This is a genomic window from Nocardioides sp. QY071 (assembly GCF_029961765.1).
Lineage (GTDB): Bacteria > Actinomycetota > Actinomycetes > Propionibacteriales > Nocardioidaceae > Nocardioides.
This window is the reverse complement of the sequence record NZ_CP124681.1, coordinates 2990600-3003699: the sequence shown is the minus strand read 5'-3', so window position 1 is coordinate 3003699 and position 13100 is coordinate 2990600. Positions and strand designations below refer to the sequence as shown.

The 13100-nt window shown below is 72.4% G+C and carries 18 protein-coding genes and 1 riboswitch; of the genes, 14 read left to right on the top strand and 4 right to left on the bottom strand.

What is annotated here, in order from left to right:
- Window position 1 precedes the first annotated feature (1 nt).
- On the bottom strand, window positions 2-487 hold the full coding sequence (locus QI633_RS14525) for a cupin domain-containing protein (RefSeq protein WP_282426180.1): 486 nt from the start codon (window positions 485-487) through the stop codon (window positions 2-4).
- Between the two features lie 81 nt (window positions 488-568).
- Window positions 569-698, top strand: a riboswitch (FMN riboswitch).
- A gap of 123 nt (window positions 699-821) precedes the next feature.
- Here QI633_RS14525 and ribD point away from each other — a divergent pair.
- From ribD to QI633_RS14490, 7 genes are read left to right on the top strand one after another with little or no spacing between them, the layout of a single operon-like run.
- Window positions 822-1850 carry a bifunctional diaminohydroxyphosphoribosylaminopyrimidine deaminase/5-amino-6-(5-phosphoribosylamino)uracil reductase RibD gene (ribD, locus tag QI633_RS14520; protein WP_141801032.1) on the top strand — a complete coding sequence of 343 codons (1029 nt, stop codon included), beginning with the start codon at window positions 822-824 and terminating at the stop codon, window positions 1848-1850.
- Complete coding sequence (locus tag QI633_RS14515; RefSeq protein WP_141798545.1) at window positions 1850-2473, top strand: riboflavin synthase; 624 nt, start codon at window positions 1850-1852, stop codon at window positions 2471-2473. The genes ribD and QI633_RS14515 overlap by 1 nt, the downstream gene beginning before the upstream one ends.
- Window position 2474: 1 nt before the next feature.
- The gene (locus QI633_RS14510) at window positions 2475-3713 is read left to right on the top strand and encodes a bifunctional 3,4-dihydroxy-2-butanone-4-phosphate synthase/GTP cyclohydrolase II (protein WP_141798546.1); all 1239 of its coding nucleotides are present in this window, start codon (window positions 2475-2477) and stop codon (window positions 3711-3713) included.
- Window position 3714: 1 nt separating this feature from the next.
- Window positions 3715-4203: a 6,7-dimethyl-8-ribityllumazine synthase gene (gene ribH, locus QI633_RS14505; protein ID WP_141798547.1), complete on the top strand. Its 489-nt coding sequence runs from the start codon at window positions 3715-3717 to the stop codon at window positions 4201-4203.
- 45 nt (window positions 4204-4248) lie between these two features.
- Window positions 4249-4512 carry a phosphoribosyl-ATP diphosphatase gene (locus tag QI633_RS14500; RefSeq protein ID WP_141798548.1) on the top strand — a complete coding sequence of 88 codons (264 nt, stop codon included), beginning with the start codon at window positions 4249-4251 and terminating at the stop codon, window positions 4510-4512.
- 10 nt (window positions 4513-4522) lie between these two features.
- Window positions 4523-5365: an ATP phosphoribosyltransferase gene (hisG, locus tag QI633_RS14495; protein ID WP_141798549.1), complete on the top strand. Its 843-nt coding sequence runs from the start codon at window positions 4523-4525 to the stop codon at window positions 5363-5365.
- A 7-nt stretch (window positions 5366-5372) separates the two neighbouring features.
- Window positions 5373-5825, top strand: a complete 453-nt coding sequence (locus tag QI633_RS14490) for a PH domain-containing protein (protein WP_282426179.1) — start codon at window positions 5373-5375, stop codon at window positions 5823-5825.
- 6 nt (window positions 5826-5831) lie between these two features.
- Here the strand turns inward: QI633_RS14490 and QI633_RS14485 are convergent, their stop codons facing one another.
- The 3 genes from QI633_RS14485 to QI633_RS14475 are packed head-to-tail and all read right to left on the bottom strand — an operon-like array spanning window position 5832 to window position 8508.
- On the bottom strand, window positions 5832-6719 hold the full coding sequence (locus QI633_RS14485; RefSeq protein WP_282426178.1) for an aldose 1-epimerase family protein: 888 nt from the start codon (window positions 6717-6719) through the stop codon (window positions 5832-5834).
- Between the two features lie 21 nt (window positions 6720-6740).
- Entirely contained in the window at window positions 6741-7283 is a 543-nt protein-coding gene (locus tag QI633_RS14480) for a 4-amino-4-deoxy-L-arabinose transferase (RefSeq protein WP_282426177.1), read from the bottom strand.
- Window positions 7261-8508, bottom strand: coding sequence for an amino acid deaminase/aldolase (locus tag QI633_RS14475; RefSeq protein WP_141798551.1), 1248 nt, complete (start codon window positions 8506-8508; stop codon window positions 7261-7263). The genes QI633_RS14480 and QI633_RS14475 overlap by 23 nt, the downstream gene beginning before the upstream one ends.
- A gap of 34 nt (window positions 8509-8542) precedes the next feature.
- Here QI633_RS14475 and QI633_RS14470 point away from each other — a divergent pair, with 34 nt between their 5' ends.
- The 7 genes from QI633_RS14470 (at window position 8543) to QI633_RS14440 (ending at window position 13089) form a co-directional block, all read left to right on the top strand.
- The gene (locus tag QI633_RS14470) at window positions 8543-9070 is read left to right on the top strand and encodes an SseB family protein (protein ID WP_141798552.1); all 528 of its coding nucleotides are present in this window, start codon (window positions 8543-8545) and stop codon (window positions 9068-9070) included.
- A gap of 278 nt (window positions 9071-9348) precedes the next feature.
- The gene (gene infC, locus QI633_RS14465; protein ID WP_222117996.1) at window positions 9349-10023 is read left to right on the top strand and encodes a translation initiation factor IF-3; all 675 of its coding nucleotides are present in this window, start codon (window positions 9349-9351) and stop codon (window positions 10021-10023) included.
- Between the two features lie 31 nt (window positions 10024-10054).
- Window positions 10055-10249: a 50S ribosomal protein L35 gene (rpmI, locus tag QI633_RS14460; RefSeq protein WP_028654205.1), complete on the top strand. Its 195-nt coding sequence runs from the start codon at window positions 10055-10057 to the stop codon at window positions 10247-10249.
- A gap of 42 nt (window positions 10250-10291) precedes the next feature.
- Window positions 10292-10678, top strand: a complete 387-nt coding sequence (gene rplT, locus QI633_RS14455; RefSeq protein WP_141798554.1) for a 50S ribosomal protein L20 — start codon at window positions 10292-10294, stop codon at window positions 10676-10678.
- Between the two features lie 2 nt (window positions 10679-10680).
- Window positions 10681-11451 carry an RNA methyltransferase gene (locus QI633_RS14450; protein ID WP_282426176.1) on the top strand — a complete coding sequence of 257 codons (771 nt, stop codon included), beginning with the start codon at window positions 10681-10683 and terminating at the stop codon, window positions 11449-11451.
- A complete protein-coding gene (locus QI633_RS14445) occupies window positions 11448-12485 on the top strand; it encodes an ATP-binding protein (RefSeq protein WP_282426175.1) in 1038 nt (345 codons plus the stop codon). The genes QI633_RS14450 and QI633_RS14445 overlap by 4 nt, the downstream gene beginning before the upstream one ends.
- Before the next feature lie 4 nt (window positions 12486-12489).
- Window positions 12490-13089 carry a DinB family protein gene (locus tag QI633_RS14440; RefSeq protein WP_282426174.1) on the top strand — a complete coding sequence of 200 codons (600 nt, stop codon included), beginning with the start codon at window positions 12490-12492 and terminating at the stop codon, window positions 13087-13089.
- Window positions 13090-13100 lie beyond the last annotated feature (11 nt).

Below are 13100 nucleotides of genomic sequence, written 5' to 3'. Positions count from 1 at the left end.
CCTACTCCTCGACCCACACGTTGTCGTGCTCGCGCATGAACGCGTCGTACTCCTCGGGCGTCCACTCCTCGCCCCGGGCGAGCCGATCGAGCCCCTCGAAGTAGGGCTCGCGCGGCGCGCCCGGGGCGAAGTGCAGCAGCATCGACGCCGGGGCACCGGACTCGTTGCGGAACCCGTGGACGCCGCCGGGCGGCACGTGCAGGAAGTCGCCCGGCCGCGCCGTCGTCCACGAGGTGCCGGTGTGGATCCGCACCTCGCCCTCGAGGACGTAGAAGGACTCGGACATGGTGCGGTGGAAGTGCGGGCTCGGACCGCTGACCGCCTCGGAGAACTCCCAGCGGTAGAGGCCGAACAGGCCGCCGGTCGCCTCGCCACGCGCCAGGTAGTGGACCCGGTTGCCGTTGGGGTAGACGAGGTCGGGGCCGTCGGTGCCGGGACGCACCCAGGCCGAGACCTCGCCGTCGTAGAGGGGTGGGGGATACGACATGCCTGCGACGCTACCGAGGTTCCAGTGACCGGACCCACAACCCGCGGCGTGTCGCCGTGTGCCACCATGGGTCCCAAGAGCTCGCGTGCTCTGGGGTCGGTGAAAATCCGAACCGGCGGTGACAGTCCGCGACCCGATCGCAGCCAGTGATCGGTTGACCAGGTGGAACTCCTGGACCGACGGTCAAAGTCCGGATGGGAAGTGCACGCACGAGTGTCCGACGGACGCCCCGCAGCGGGCGCCCGTCGTACGCCAGGCAAGCCCCGGAGTCCGCGTCCAGGACGACGAGAGGCGGTGGCCGGTGGCGGAGACGTTCACCCGTGAGTACGACGCGATGCGTCGTGCGCTCGCGCTGGCAGCGACCCCCGGGGTGCCTCTGCATCCCAACCCGCGAGTGGGCTGCGTGCTGCTCGGCCCTGACGGCGACATCGTCGGCGAGGGCTACCACCACGGCGCCGGTACGCCGCACGCCGAGGTCGAGGCGCTGAAGGTGGCCGGCGACCGAGCGCGCGGCGCCACGGCGATCGTGACGCTGGAGCCGTGCAACCACACCGGTCGCACCGGCCCCTGCTCGCAGGCGCTGATCGCCGCCGGCGTCGCCCGCGTGGTCATCGCGCAGCGCGACCCCAACCCGCAGGCCGCGGGCGGCATGGAGACGCTGCTCGAGGCGGGCATCGAGGTCGACGCCGGCCTGCTCGCCGACGAGGCGGCCGAGGTCAACCGGGCCTGGACGTTCGCGCACCGCAACGGCCGGCCCTTCGTGACCTGGAAGTTCGCGACCACTCTCGACGGGCGCAGCGCCGCCGCCGACGGCACCTCGCGCTGGGTGTCCTCGCCGGCCGCGCGCCGCGACACGCACCTGCTGCGCGGCCTGTGCGACACCATGCTCGTCGGCACCAACACCGTCGAGGTCGACGACCCGCAGCTCACCGTCCGCGGCGACGACGACCAGCCGGTCGGCGAGCAGCCGCTGCGCGTGGTGATGGGGGAGCGCGACCTCGGCGAGGACCGCCGCGTCCTCGACGATGCGGCGCCCACCGTGCACCTGCGCACCCGCGACCCCGAGCAGGCGCTGCGCAGCCTGTACGCCGAGCACGACCGCCACCACGTCTTCCTCGAGGGCGGGCCCACGCTGGCCGCCGCCTTCCTGCAGGCGGGCCTGGTCGACGAGGTCGTCACCTACGTCGCCCCGATGCTGCTCGGCGCCGGCCGCTCCGCCGTCGGCGACCTCGGAATCGCCACCATCGCCGACGCGTTGCACCTGCGGCTCGTCGACACCACTGTCGTCGGCGAGGGCGCCGAGGCCAACGTGCGCCTGATCATGAGGCCCGGCACGGGCCGCACCGAGGAAGGAACCGCCTGATGTTCACCGGCATCGTCGAGGAGCTCGGCACCGTCACCGCCGTCGAGGACCAGGGGGACGCCATCCGGCTCACCATCGCCTCCGACGTGACGTTGTCCGACGCCGGCCTCGGTGACTCCATCGCCGTCAACGGCTGCTGCCTGACCGTGGCCGAGCGCACCGACACGACCTGGACCGCCGACGTGATGGCCGAGACGCTCGCCAAGACCACCACCGGCCGGCTCCACGTCGGCGACCGGGTCAACCTCGAGCGCGCCGTCACCGCGGAGAAGCGCCTCGGTGGCCACGTCGTGCAGGGCCATGTCGACGCTGTCGGCGAGGTCGTCGCCCGCACCCCTAGCGAGCACTGGGAGCTCGTCGAGATCGCGATGCCCGACGAACTTGGCCGCTACCTCGTCGACAAGGGCTCGATCACCGTCGACGGCACCTCGCTGACGGTCGTCGAGGCCGGCGAGCACACCTTCACCGTGAGCCTGATCCCCGAGACCCTGGCCCGCACGACGCTCGGCTTCCGGGCCGTCGGCGACCGGGTCAACCTCGAGGTCGACGTCATCGCCAAGCACGTCGAGAAGCTCGTCCGTGCCTACACCAGCGCCCCCGGCGCCAGCAGCAAGGAGAACTGACATGTCGGTGCGACTGGACCCGGTCGAGCGCGCGATCGCCGACATCGCGGCGGGCAGGGCCGTCGTCGTCGTCGACGACGAGGACCGCGAGAACGAGGGCGACATCATCTTCGCCGCCAGCAAGGCGACGCCGGAGCTGATGGCGTTCACGATCCGCTACTCCAGCGGCGTCATCTGCGCCCCGATGCCCGGCGCCATGCTCGATCGGCTCGAGATCCCGCTGATGACCCCGCACAACAAGGACGCCTACCGCACGGCGTACACCATCTCGGTGGACGCCCGCGACGGCGTCAGCACCGGCATCTCCGCCGCCGACCGCGCCCACACCGTGCGGGTCCTCGCCGACTCGGCCACCGAGCCGTGGGAGCTGACCCGTCCGGGCCACGTTTTCCCGCTGCGCTACCGCGAGGGCGGCGTCCTGGTCCGACGCGGCCACACCGAGGCCGCCGTCGACCTGTGCCGCCTCGCCGGCCTGACCCCGACCGGCGTGCTCGTCGAGGTGGTCAACGACGACGGCACCATGAAGCGAGCCCCCGAGCTGCGCGCGTTCGCCGACGAGCACGGCTTGGCGATGATCTCGATCGAGGACCTGGTCCGCTACCGGCGCCGCGTCGAGACCCACGTCGTGCGCGAGGCGGAGACCAGCCTGCCCACCAGTCACGGCGACTTCACCGCGATCGGCTACACGATCACCGTCGACGGCAGCGAGCATGTCGCCCTCGTGTACGGCGATCCGGCCACCCTCGCGGACGGCGGACCGGTGCTCACCCGGGTGCACTCGGAGTGCCTGACCGGCGACGTCTTCGGCTCCAGCCGCTGCGACTGCGGCCCCCAGCTCAACGAGGCGATGGACCGCATCGTCGAGGAGGGCCGCGGCGTCGTGATCTACCTGCGCGGCCACGAGGGCCGGGGGATCGGCCTGGTCGCCAAGCTGCAGGCCTACCAGCTGCAGGACGGCGGCCGCGACACCGTCGACGCCAACCTCGACCTCGGCCTGCCCGCCGACGCCCGGCACTACGGCGCGGCCACGCAGATCCTCAAGGACCTCGGCGTCTCCGACGTGCGGCTGCTGACCAACAACCCCGACAAGGTGGCCTCGCTCGAGGACTACGGCGTGACCGTCAGCGAGCGGGTCCCGCTCACGCCGCACCCCAACGGCCACAACCTCGCCTACCTGCTGACCAAGCGCGACCGGATGGGCCACGACCTGCCCGACCTCGACCTCGAAGGAGTCAACTGACATGGCCGGACACGGCGCCCCCGACATCGCCCCCACCGACTGCCACGACCTGCGGGTCGCGGTCGTCGCGGCGAGCTGGCACACCGAGGTCATGGACGGGCTGATCGCCGGCGCGCAGCGGGCCTTCGCCGACCACAAGGTCGAGGCGCCGGTCGTGGTGCGGGTCCCCGGCACCTTCGAGCTGCCCGTCACCGCCGACGCCCTCGCTCCGTCGTACGACGCCGTGATCGCGCTCGGCGTGGTCATCCGGGGCGGCACCCCGCACTTCGAGTACGTCTGCAGCGCCGCCACCGACGGCCTCACGCGGGTCTCCCTCGACCACCACATTCCGATCGGCTTCGGGGTGCTCACCTGCGACGACGAGGCGCAGGCGCTGGACCGCGCCGGCCTCGAGGGCTCGCACGAGGACAAGGGCTACGAGGCGGCCTCGGCCGCGCTGCAGACCGCGGCCACGCTGAAGAAGATCCGCAGCCGCGGCTACACGGGCTGAGACCGGCGCTGGTCCGGCCGCGGCCACGCCGTAGGCTGACCTCCCGTGAAGACGTTCGACGAGCTGTTCGCAGAGCTCAGCGAGAAGGCACAGACGCGGCCCGAGGGGTCCGGCACCGTCCGGCAGCTCGACGCCGGCGTCCATGCGATCGGCAAGAAGCTGATCGAGGAGGCCGCTGAGTCCTGGATGGCCGCCGAGCACGAGGGCAAGGACGCCACGGCCCTGGAGATCAGCCAGCTGCTGTACCACGCCCAGGTCCTCATGATCGCGAGCGGACTCTCGCTCGACGACGTCTACGCACACCTCTGAGGTAACTCCGATGCTCAAGATCGCCGTCCCCAACAAGGGGGCCCTGTCCGAGGCTGCCTCCGGCATGCTCCGCGAGGCGGGCTACGCCCAGCGCTCGGACTCCAAGCAGCTCACCAAGATCGACCCCGACAACGAGGTCGAGTTCTTCTACCTGCGTCCGCGCGACATCGCGCTGTACGTCGGCGAGGGCACCCTCGACGCCGGCATCACCGGCCGCGACCTGCTCCTCGACTCCCACGCGACCGCGACCGAGGCGCTCCAGCTGGGCTTCGGCCGCTCGAAGTTCCGCTTCGCCGCCCGCCCCGGCACCGCCGAGAAGGTCGAGGACCTGGCGGGCAAGCGGATCGCGACCTCCTACGACGGCGTGGTCAAGCGCTACCTCGCCGAGCGCGGCATCGAGGCCTCGGTCGTCCGTCTCGACGGCGCGGTCGAGACCAGCATCCAGCTCGGCGTGGCCGACGTGATCGCCGACGTCGTGGAGACCGGCTCCACCCTGCGCAACGCGGGCCTGGAGGTGTTCGGCGACGTCATCCTCGAGTCCGAGGGGGTGATGATCACCCGCCCCGACGCCGACCCGAGCGCGCTCGAGGTCTTCACCCGGCGCCTGCAGGGCGTCCTGGTCGCTCGCGCGTACGTGATGATGGACTACGACATCCGTGCGGAGAAGGTCGAGCAGGCCATCGCGCTGACTCCCGGCATCGAGAGCCCCACCGTCAGCCCGCTCCACCGCGAGGGCTGGGTCGCGGTCCGCTCCATGGTGCAGCGGGCCACCGCCCAACGGGTGATGGACGAGCTGTTCGCCCTCGGCGCCCGCGCGATCCTCACCACCGACATCCACGCCTGCCGGCTCTGACCCGCCCGTGACCTCTTCGCCCGACCTGCCCACGCTGCCGCGGACCTGGCGGCCCTTCGGACCACGGATGGCCGCCGCGGTCTTCGCGGTGATCCTCGTGGGCGCCTTCGCCTGGCTCTGGGTGAACTTCGACGACCAGACCAAGGCCGCGGTCAACAACCTGGAGAAGGGGACCGTCGCCTTCTTCATCCTGCTCGGCCTGGCGCTGCTCAACGCCCTGGCCCGCTCCCGGGTGGTCGCCCGCGAGGACGGGCTCACCGTCGTCAACGGCTACCGCACCCGTCGCTTCGCCTGGAGCGAGGTCGGCACGGTCCGGTTCCCTCAGGGTGCCCCGTGGCCGCACCTCGACCTCGGCGACGACGAGCGGGTCTCCCTGCTCGGCATCCACGCCTCCGACGGTGCCCGCGCCGCCAGGGCGATCCGCGAGCTGCGCGCGGTCGTCGCCGCCCACCAGGGCTGAGCCGGCTCAGAGGGCGCGAATGCCCCAGGAGGCCGCGAAGGTCTCGCCGGGCGCCAGCACCACCAGGTCCTCGCCGGAGTTGAAGGCGTCCGGGGGAGCGGTCATCGGCTCGACGGCGACGCTGACCCGCGGTGTCGGGGTGTCGTCGCCGGTGTAGACCTGCAGCCACCGGTGGTGCTCGTCGACCCACAGCGCCACCCCCGCGTCGCCGGACCGCAGGGTCACCGTCGCCCGGCCGTCCGCGTCGCGAGCCAGGTCGGTCAACGCGTGGTTGAGCACCGTGCCGCCCAGCGGAGAGGTCACCAGCCCCTCGGCCGGCGCCGTCCCGGTCGGCAGCAGCCGCTCCGGGTCCACCTCCAGCACCGTCGCCGCGCCGAGGTCGATCGTCCATCCGTCGCACGGTCCCGGCCCGGCCAGCAGGTAGGGATGTGCCCCCGATGCGTACGGCGCCGCCGACGTCGCCAGGTTTGTCGCCGCCTGCGTGACCGTCAGCCCGTCCGCCCCCAGCGCGTACGCCGTCGTCAGCGCCAGCGCCCACGGATAGCCCGTCTGCGCGGGCAGGAAGTACGACAGCTCCACCCGGTCCGGCGCCGCGGACGCCAACGTCCACGCCGCCCACCGCACCAGCCCGTGCGACGCATTGCCCCGCTTCGGCTCGGTCAGCGCGAGCTGTTGGGTGCTCCCCTCGAAGGTGTAGCGCCCGTCCCGGATCCGGTTCGGCCACGGCACCAGCAGCTGCCCCCGCCCACCCGACGGCATCGCGTCCTCCGCGAACCCGTCGACCAGCTCGCGGCCGCCGTACGTCAGCGACCGCAGCGCGCCACTGCCCTGCGTGACGACGGCGCGGTAGCCGTGGGAGGACAGGACGTACTGCTCGCCGGTGGGTGCGGTCACGGGGTGAGCCTAGGCAACGCGCTAGGTGCGCACGACCAGGTCCGCCCGCGCCCGCGTCCCCTCCTGGGCGTGCAGTGCCTCCTCGTCGGCCAGCCACGCGTCCCAGTGCGGCCGCATCTGCTCGCCGTCGCGCTCCAGCCACCTCGCCAGGCGCACGTCGAGGTCCGCCTCGACCCACACCGTCAACGTCACCAGTGACGCGTACGACGCCGCCGCGCTGCCGACGCCCTCGAGCACGAGCAGCGGCCCGGGGTCGACGACGAACGTCCCGTCCCAGCCGTCGGCGTACCAGTCCCAGCGCCGCCACTGCCCGGGCTGCCCGGCGGCGAGGGGGAGCAGCAGCGCCTCGACCGAGGCGCCCAGCCCCGGCAGCCCGCGCCAGCCCTCGAGCATCTCGTCGGTGCCGAGCACGACCGCCTCCGGTGCCAGGGCCGCCAGCGCGCGGGCCAGCGTGGTCTTGCCCGAACCGGCCAGCCCGTCGATGCAGATCAGCCGTCCCGCCCCGAGCGTCGGCGGCCGCGACAGGGTCGCGGCGAGGATGTCAGAAGGCGAGGCCGTGGCCACGGTAGGTCGGGACCTCCTCGACGAACCGCTCGCCCTGCAGGAGCAGCGCGGTGCGGCCGTGCTCGAACGGCTCGCCCGACTTGGCGTGCCGGAACCACACCAGGTCGCCGATCGCGAGCCGCCCGGCGTTGGTGCCGACCAAGGGCGTCTGCACCTCGCCGGCGCCCTCGAGCCCGGTCAGGCTCAGGCCCGGGGGTGCCCACGGCGTCGGCGCCCGGTCGGAGCCGGTGGGGCCGGAGGCGATCAGGCCGCCGCCGTGCACCGTCGCGACGTCGGCCGAGGGCCGCCGGGTGACGGGCAGCCCGAAGAAGGCCGCCGGGATGGGGGAGAAGGACTCGTAGTGGTCGAACAGCGTGGGCGCCAGCAGGCCTGAACCGGCCGTCACCTCGGTCACGACCGGGTCCGCGGCCGACGACTCGATCGACCCCGAGCCACCGGCGTTCCAGAACTCGATGCCCGCGAAGTCGCCGTACCCCTTGAGGGCGTCGAGCGCCTCGATCATCGCGGTACGACGCACCTGCAGCTGCGCGACCGAGAGCTGCTTGAGCTTGCGCACGATCGCCGACTTCGCCCGCTGGTGCGGCACCGCGTCCGGTACGCCGGCCACCTGGCCCTCGTAGGTCATCACCCCGACCAGCTGGAAGCCCTTGCGGTCGATCACGGTCCGGGCGAGCGAGGTGACCGCGCCGACGTCGTACAGGGGGGAGCGCTTGGGGCCGACCGCCTGTCCGCCCCAGCGCAGCCCGGCGTCGATGTCGAGCGCCACCCGCACCGGCACCGCCGTGGAGGCCCGCAGGCTGTCGACGAGGTCGAGGTGGGCGACGTCGTCGACCATGATCGTGATCCGCGAGGCCGCCCGCGGCGAGGCGACCAGCGCGGCCAGCGCGGCCCGGTCGACGCTCGGGTAGGCGACCACGATGTCGTCGCACACGTCCTCCTCGGCCAGCCACAGCGCCTCGGCGAGCGTGTAGGCCAGCACTCCGGCGAACCCGTCGGCCGCCAGCGCCCGGCTCACCAGCGCCGGCACCCGGATCGACTTCGACGCGACCCGGATCGGCGTACCGCCGGCCCGGCGGGCCAGGTCGGCCGCGTTGGCGTCGAAAGCGTCGAGGTCGACGACGAACACCGGCGTGGACAGGGGCTCGCGCCAGGCAGCGACTGCCTCGCGCAGGCGCGCGGCGAGCCTGGTGCGCGCGATCGACGACGCAGGGGGGTGGTGCTGCATCTGGTCATCGTTCCACGGGTGGGATGATTCCTCCGTGACCGCATCGCCGAACGAGCGTCCCGACGCCCGCCGCCTGCAGGGCTCGGAGTACGTCGACGACGACGGCGGTGCCGATGCCACCCTGGCTCGGGCGCTGGCCGGCCACGAGGCCGGGACGACGCCGTACCCGGAGGCGCTCGCCGCCCTGGCCCCGGCCAGGCTGCTGGTCCCGGTCGTCGCGCTCCTCGGCGAGGCCGAGGTCGGCGAGGACGGGCTCGCGCGCGACAAGTCGAGCGACATGGCGGCCGTGCTGCTCACCGGCGCCGACGGCCGGCTCGCGCTGCTCGCGTTCACCGACCTCGCCGCGCTGGCCGCGTGGGACCCGCAGGCGCGTCCGGTCCCGGTCGCCGCGCACCTCGCCGCCGCCACCGCCGTGCAGGAGGGCGCGCAGGCGCTGGTGGTCGACGTGGCCGGCCCGCACACCTTCGTCCTCGCCGACGACGACCTGCACCGGATCGCGTCCGGCTGGACCCCCGTCCGGCTCGAGGACGGCGACTGGGCCTGGCTGGGTGCCGCGGATTAGCACCCTGCGGAACAAACGGGTTAGCATCGGGCGTTGACCGATCCGTCATGCCTGTACCCGCAGGCGTCGACAGATCCACAAGCGGGGACCAGCACCATCGTCTCCCACCCGCAGCGGCCGCCAGGTCGTCGGGTCCGGTCCGTGGAAAGCCCCGCCGGGGCCGTCGTACGACGACACCGGAGTCACGGGGCCCGTGACTGGCTTCCGCTTGTACCAGCGGGAGCCTCTTCTCATTTGCAGGGCTGAAGACCTCCCGACACACCTAGTTTGGAGGACACATCAGCACCGAGCTGCGCATCAACGAGCGGATCCGGGTTCCCGAGGTCCGTCTCGTGGGACCCAACGGCGAGACCGTCGGCATCGTCCCCACCGACCAGGCCCTCAAGCTCGCGCAGGAGGCCGACCTGGACCTGGTGGAGATCGCCCCGATGGGGAAGCCCCCCGTCTGCAAGCTCATGGACTACGGGAAGTTCAAGTACGAGAACGCCCAGAAGGCCCGTGAGGCGCGACGGAACCAGACCAACGTCATCATCAAGGAGATGAAGCTCCGGCCCAAGATCGACGCGCACGACTACGAGACCAAGAAGGGTCACGTCGTTCGCTTCCTCAAGGCCGGCGACAAGGTCAAGATCACGATCATGTTCCGCGGCCGCGAGCAGCACCGCCCCGAGCTGGGCTACCGACTGCTGCAGAAGCTGGCCGAGGACGTCCAGGAGCTGGGCTTCGTGGAGTCCAACCCCAAGCAGGACGGCCGCAACATGACGATGGTCATCGGCCCGCACAAGAAGAAGGCCGAGGCCAAGCTCGAGGTGAAGGCCGCGAAGCAGGAGGCCGCCGCGGAGCGCGCCGCCGAGCAGGCCGCCGAGCACGCCGAGCGGACCGCCGTGCAGCCGTCGAGCACCAAGAAGGCCAAGCGCGCCAACGAGGCGCTCGACCCCGACATCGACCTGTAAGACGAACGAAGAGACAGAGCGGACACATCAGATGCCCAAGAACAAGACGCACTCCGGCGCCAGCAAGCGGTTCAAGGTGACCGGCAGCGGCAAGATCCTTCGCGAGAAGGCCGGCAAGCGCCACAACCTCGAGAAGAAGGCCTCCAAGGTCACCCGTCGCCTCACCGGCACGGTCGAGGTCGCCAAGAACGACGTCCCGCGCGCGAAGAAGATGCTCGGTCTCTGACCGGCCGTCCGCCCCTGAACTTTAGTAACAAGGAGTAAGAAGATGGCACGCGTCAAGCGCGCAGTGAACGCGGCGAAGAAGCGTCGTACCACCCTCGACCGGGCCAGCGGCTACCGCGGCCAGCGCTCGCGGCTCTACCGCAAGGCCAAGGAGCAGGTCACCCACTCGCTGGTCTACAGCTACAACGACCGCAAGAAGAACAAGGGCAACTTCCGCCGCCTGTGGATCCAGCGCATCAACGCCGCTGCCCGCGCCGAGGGCCTGACCTACAACCGCTTCATCCAGGGTCTCAACCTGGCCGGCATCGAGGTCGACCGCAAGATCCTCGCCGACCTCGCGGTCAACGACGCGCCCGCCTTCGCCGCGCTCGTCGCGCAGGCCAAGGCCGCGCTGCCCGAGGACGTCAACGCGCCCAAGGTGTCCGCCTGAGCATGACTCCTCTGAGCGCGGGCAACACCCGCGTCAAGGAAGCACGCAAGCTGCACCGCCGTCCGGAGCGATCCGGGCGGCGGTGTTTCCTTGCCGACGGCCCGAAGGCCGTCGAGGGCGCGCTCGGCGCCGGTGTCGTGGTCGAGGTGTTCGCGACCGCCGAGGCCGCCGTGCAGTACGCCGACCTGCTGGCCGACGCCCCGGTCACCCTGGTCGACGACCGCGCGATGGGCGGCCTCAGCGACAGCGTCAACCCAGCCGGCCTGGTGGCGGTGTGCCGGTTCCTGGACAGCGAGCTGCCGTCCGCCCCGCGGCTGCTGTCGATCTGCGCCGACGTGCGCGACCCCGGCAACGCCGGCACCGTCATCCGCACCAGCGACGCCGCCGGCGCCGGGGCCGTCGTGCTGGCCGGTGACTCCGTCGACCCCTACAACCCGAAGACCGTCCGGGCGACCGTCGGCAGCCTTTTCCACCTCCCGGTGGTCGTCGAGCGCGACCCGGCCTCCGCCGTACGACGGGCGCAGGCGGCCGGGCTCACGGTGCTCGCCGCCGACGGCGGGGGAGAGGTCGACCTCTTCGCCGCCGACGACCTGCTCGCGCGGCCCACGGCCTGGCTGTTCGGCAACGAGGCCTGGGGCCTGCCCGAGGAGCTCGCGGCGCTGGCCGACCACCGGGTCAGCATCCCGATCCTCGGCGGTGCCGAGTCGCTCAACCTCGCCACGGCCGCGGCGGTCTGTCTCTACGCCAGCGCCCGCGCCATGATGAGGTCGTGACCGACCCCCTCGACCTCCTGCCGGACGGCGTCGTCCTCGCCGGCGCCGACGCCACGGTGAGCGCGGTCAACGCGGTCGCGGCCGCCATGCTCGGCATCGACGACCCGGCTGCCGCCGTCGGTCGGCCGCTGGGCGAGGTGCTCGCCCTCACCGACCACGACGCGCGGACCTGGACCGACGCGAACGCGCCGTACCGCGGACTGTCCACCCGCAGCGGTGTCCCCGAGCAGTCGTGGCTGCTGCCCGACGGCACCGAGGTGCTGGTCACCGCGCGACTGCACCGTGCCGTCCGCCCCGGCCCGGTCACCACTGTGGCCATCGACCTGCGCTCCGGCCGGGGCCGGGCCCGCCTCGACCGCGACCGCTCCGACCTCGTCGCCACCCTCGCCCACGAGCTGCGCTCCCCCCTCACCGGCGTCAAGGGCTTCGTCCAGGCCCTCCTCAACCGGTGGGACAAGCTCAGCGACGAGCAGAAGCGACTCATGCTCACCACCGCGAGCGCGGACGCCGACCGGCTCAGCCGGCTGATCACCGAGCTGCTCGACGTCGCCCGGATCGACACCGGCCGGCTCCAGCTGCACCGCCGCCCGACCGACCTCGGTCGCAAGGCCGAGCTGGTGCACCGGTCGATCACCGTGGTCACCTCCACGCCGATCGAGCTCGACATCGAGCCCGACCTCCCCCCGGTCGACGCCGACCCGGACAAGGTGCTGCAGGTGCTCACCAATGTCGTCGAGAACGCCGTGCGCCACGGCAGCGGCACGGTCCGGGTCCACGTCGGGCGCTGGGGCGAGGACGACGACCACCTCGCCGTCACCGTCACCGACGAGGGCGCCGGCATCGCCCCCGAGCTGCGGCAGCGGATCTTCACCAAGTTCTGGACCGAAGGCACGGGCGGCGGGTCGGGCCTCGGCCTCTACATCGTGCGCGGCCTGGTCCGCGCTCACGGCGGCACCATCGTCGTCGACGACCGCCCCGGCGGCGGCGCCCGGATCGTCACGACCTGGCCGGTCGCGCGGACCGTGGCAGCATGAGCCCATGACCGAGGCCGAACCGCCCGCCGACGTGCTTCGCCGCTACCTGACCAATGTCCGCGAGGCGCTGCTCTGGAAGCTCGAGGGACTGGGCGAGCGGCAGCTGCGCCTGCCCCGCACCCCGACCGGGACCTCCTTCCTGGGCACGGTGCTGCACTGCGCCAACGTCGAGATCGGCTACTTCGGCCCGACCTTCGGACGGGTCTGGCCAGAGCCGGACCACCCGGCGGTGATCGCGATGGACGCCTACGACACCGATCCCCAGGCCGACTGGACCGTGCCCGCCGACCTCCCGGCCGCCGAGCTGATCGCCCTCTACGGCCGGGTCGGCGCCTTCGCCGACGCCGCGCTCGCCGAGCTCCCGCTGGACACTCCCGGGCGCGTCCCGTGGTGGCCGCAGGACGGGGCAGGGACCACGCTGCACCACATCGCCGTCCACGTCCTGTGCGACCTCCAGCGGCACGCCGGCCAGCTCGACATCCTCCGCGAGCAGCTCGACGGCGCCGCCGGGCTGCGCCCCGCGATGACCAACGTCCCGGACGGCGTCGACTGGCCGTCGTACGTCGCGCGGCTGACCGCGGTAGCCGAGCAGTTCCCCGAGTAGGTCCCACGGGC

Excerpts from the sequence above, each read along its gene's own strand:
- QI633_RS14525 (WP_282426180.1), bottom strand. The coding sequence starts at position 487 with ATGTCGTATCCCCCACCCCTCTACGACGGCGAGGTCTCGGCCTGGGTG.
- ribD (WP_141801032.1), top strand. The coding sequence starts at position 822 with ATGCGTCGTGCGCTCGCGCTGGCAGCGACCCCCGGGGTGCCTCTGCAT.
- QI633_RS14515 (WP_141798545.1), top strand. The coding sequence starts at position 1,850 with ATGTTCACCGGCATCGTCGAGGAGCTCGGCACCGTCACCGCCGTCGAG.
- QI633_RS14510 (WP_141798546.1), top strand. The coding sequence starts at position 2,475 with ATGTCGGTGCGACTGGACCCGGTCGAGCGCGCGATCGCCGACATCGCG.
- ribH (WP_141798547.1), top strand. The coding sequence starts at position 3,715 with ATGGCCGGACACGGCGCCCCCGACATCGCCCCCACCGACTGCCACGAC.
- hisG (WP_141798549.1), top strand. The coding sequence starts at position 4,523 with ATGCTCAAGATCGCCGTCCCCAACAAGGGGGCCCTGTCCGAGGCTGCC.
- QI633_RS14475 (WP_141798551.1), bottom strand. The coding sequence starts at position 8,508 with ATGCAGCACCACCCCCCTGCGTCGTCGATCGCGCGCACCAGGCTCGCC.
- rpmI (WP_028654205.1), top strand. The coding sequence starts at position 10,055 with ATGCCCAAGAACAAGACGCACTCCGGCGCCAGCAAGCGGTTCAAGGTG.
- rplT (WP_141798554.1), top strand. The coding sequence starts at position 10,292 with ATGGCACGCGTCAAGCGCGCAGTGAACGCGGCGAAGAAGCGTCGTACC.
- QI633_RS14450 (WP_282426176.1), top strand. The coding sequence starts at position 10,681 with ATGACTCCTCTGAGCGCGGGCAACACCCGCGTCAAGGAAGCACGCAAG.
- QI633_RS14440 (WP_282426174.1), top strand. The coding sequence starts at position 12,490 with ATGACCGAGGCCGAACCGCCCGCCGACGTGCTTCGCCGCTACCTGACC.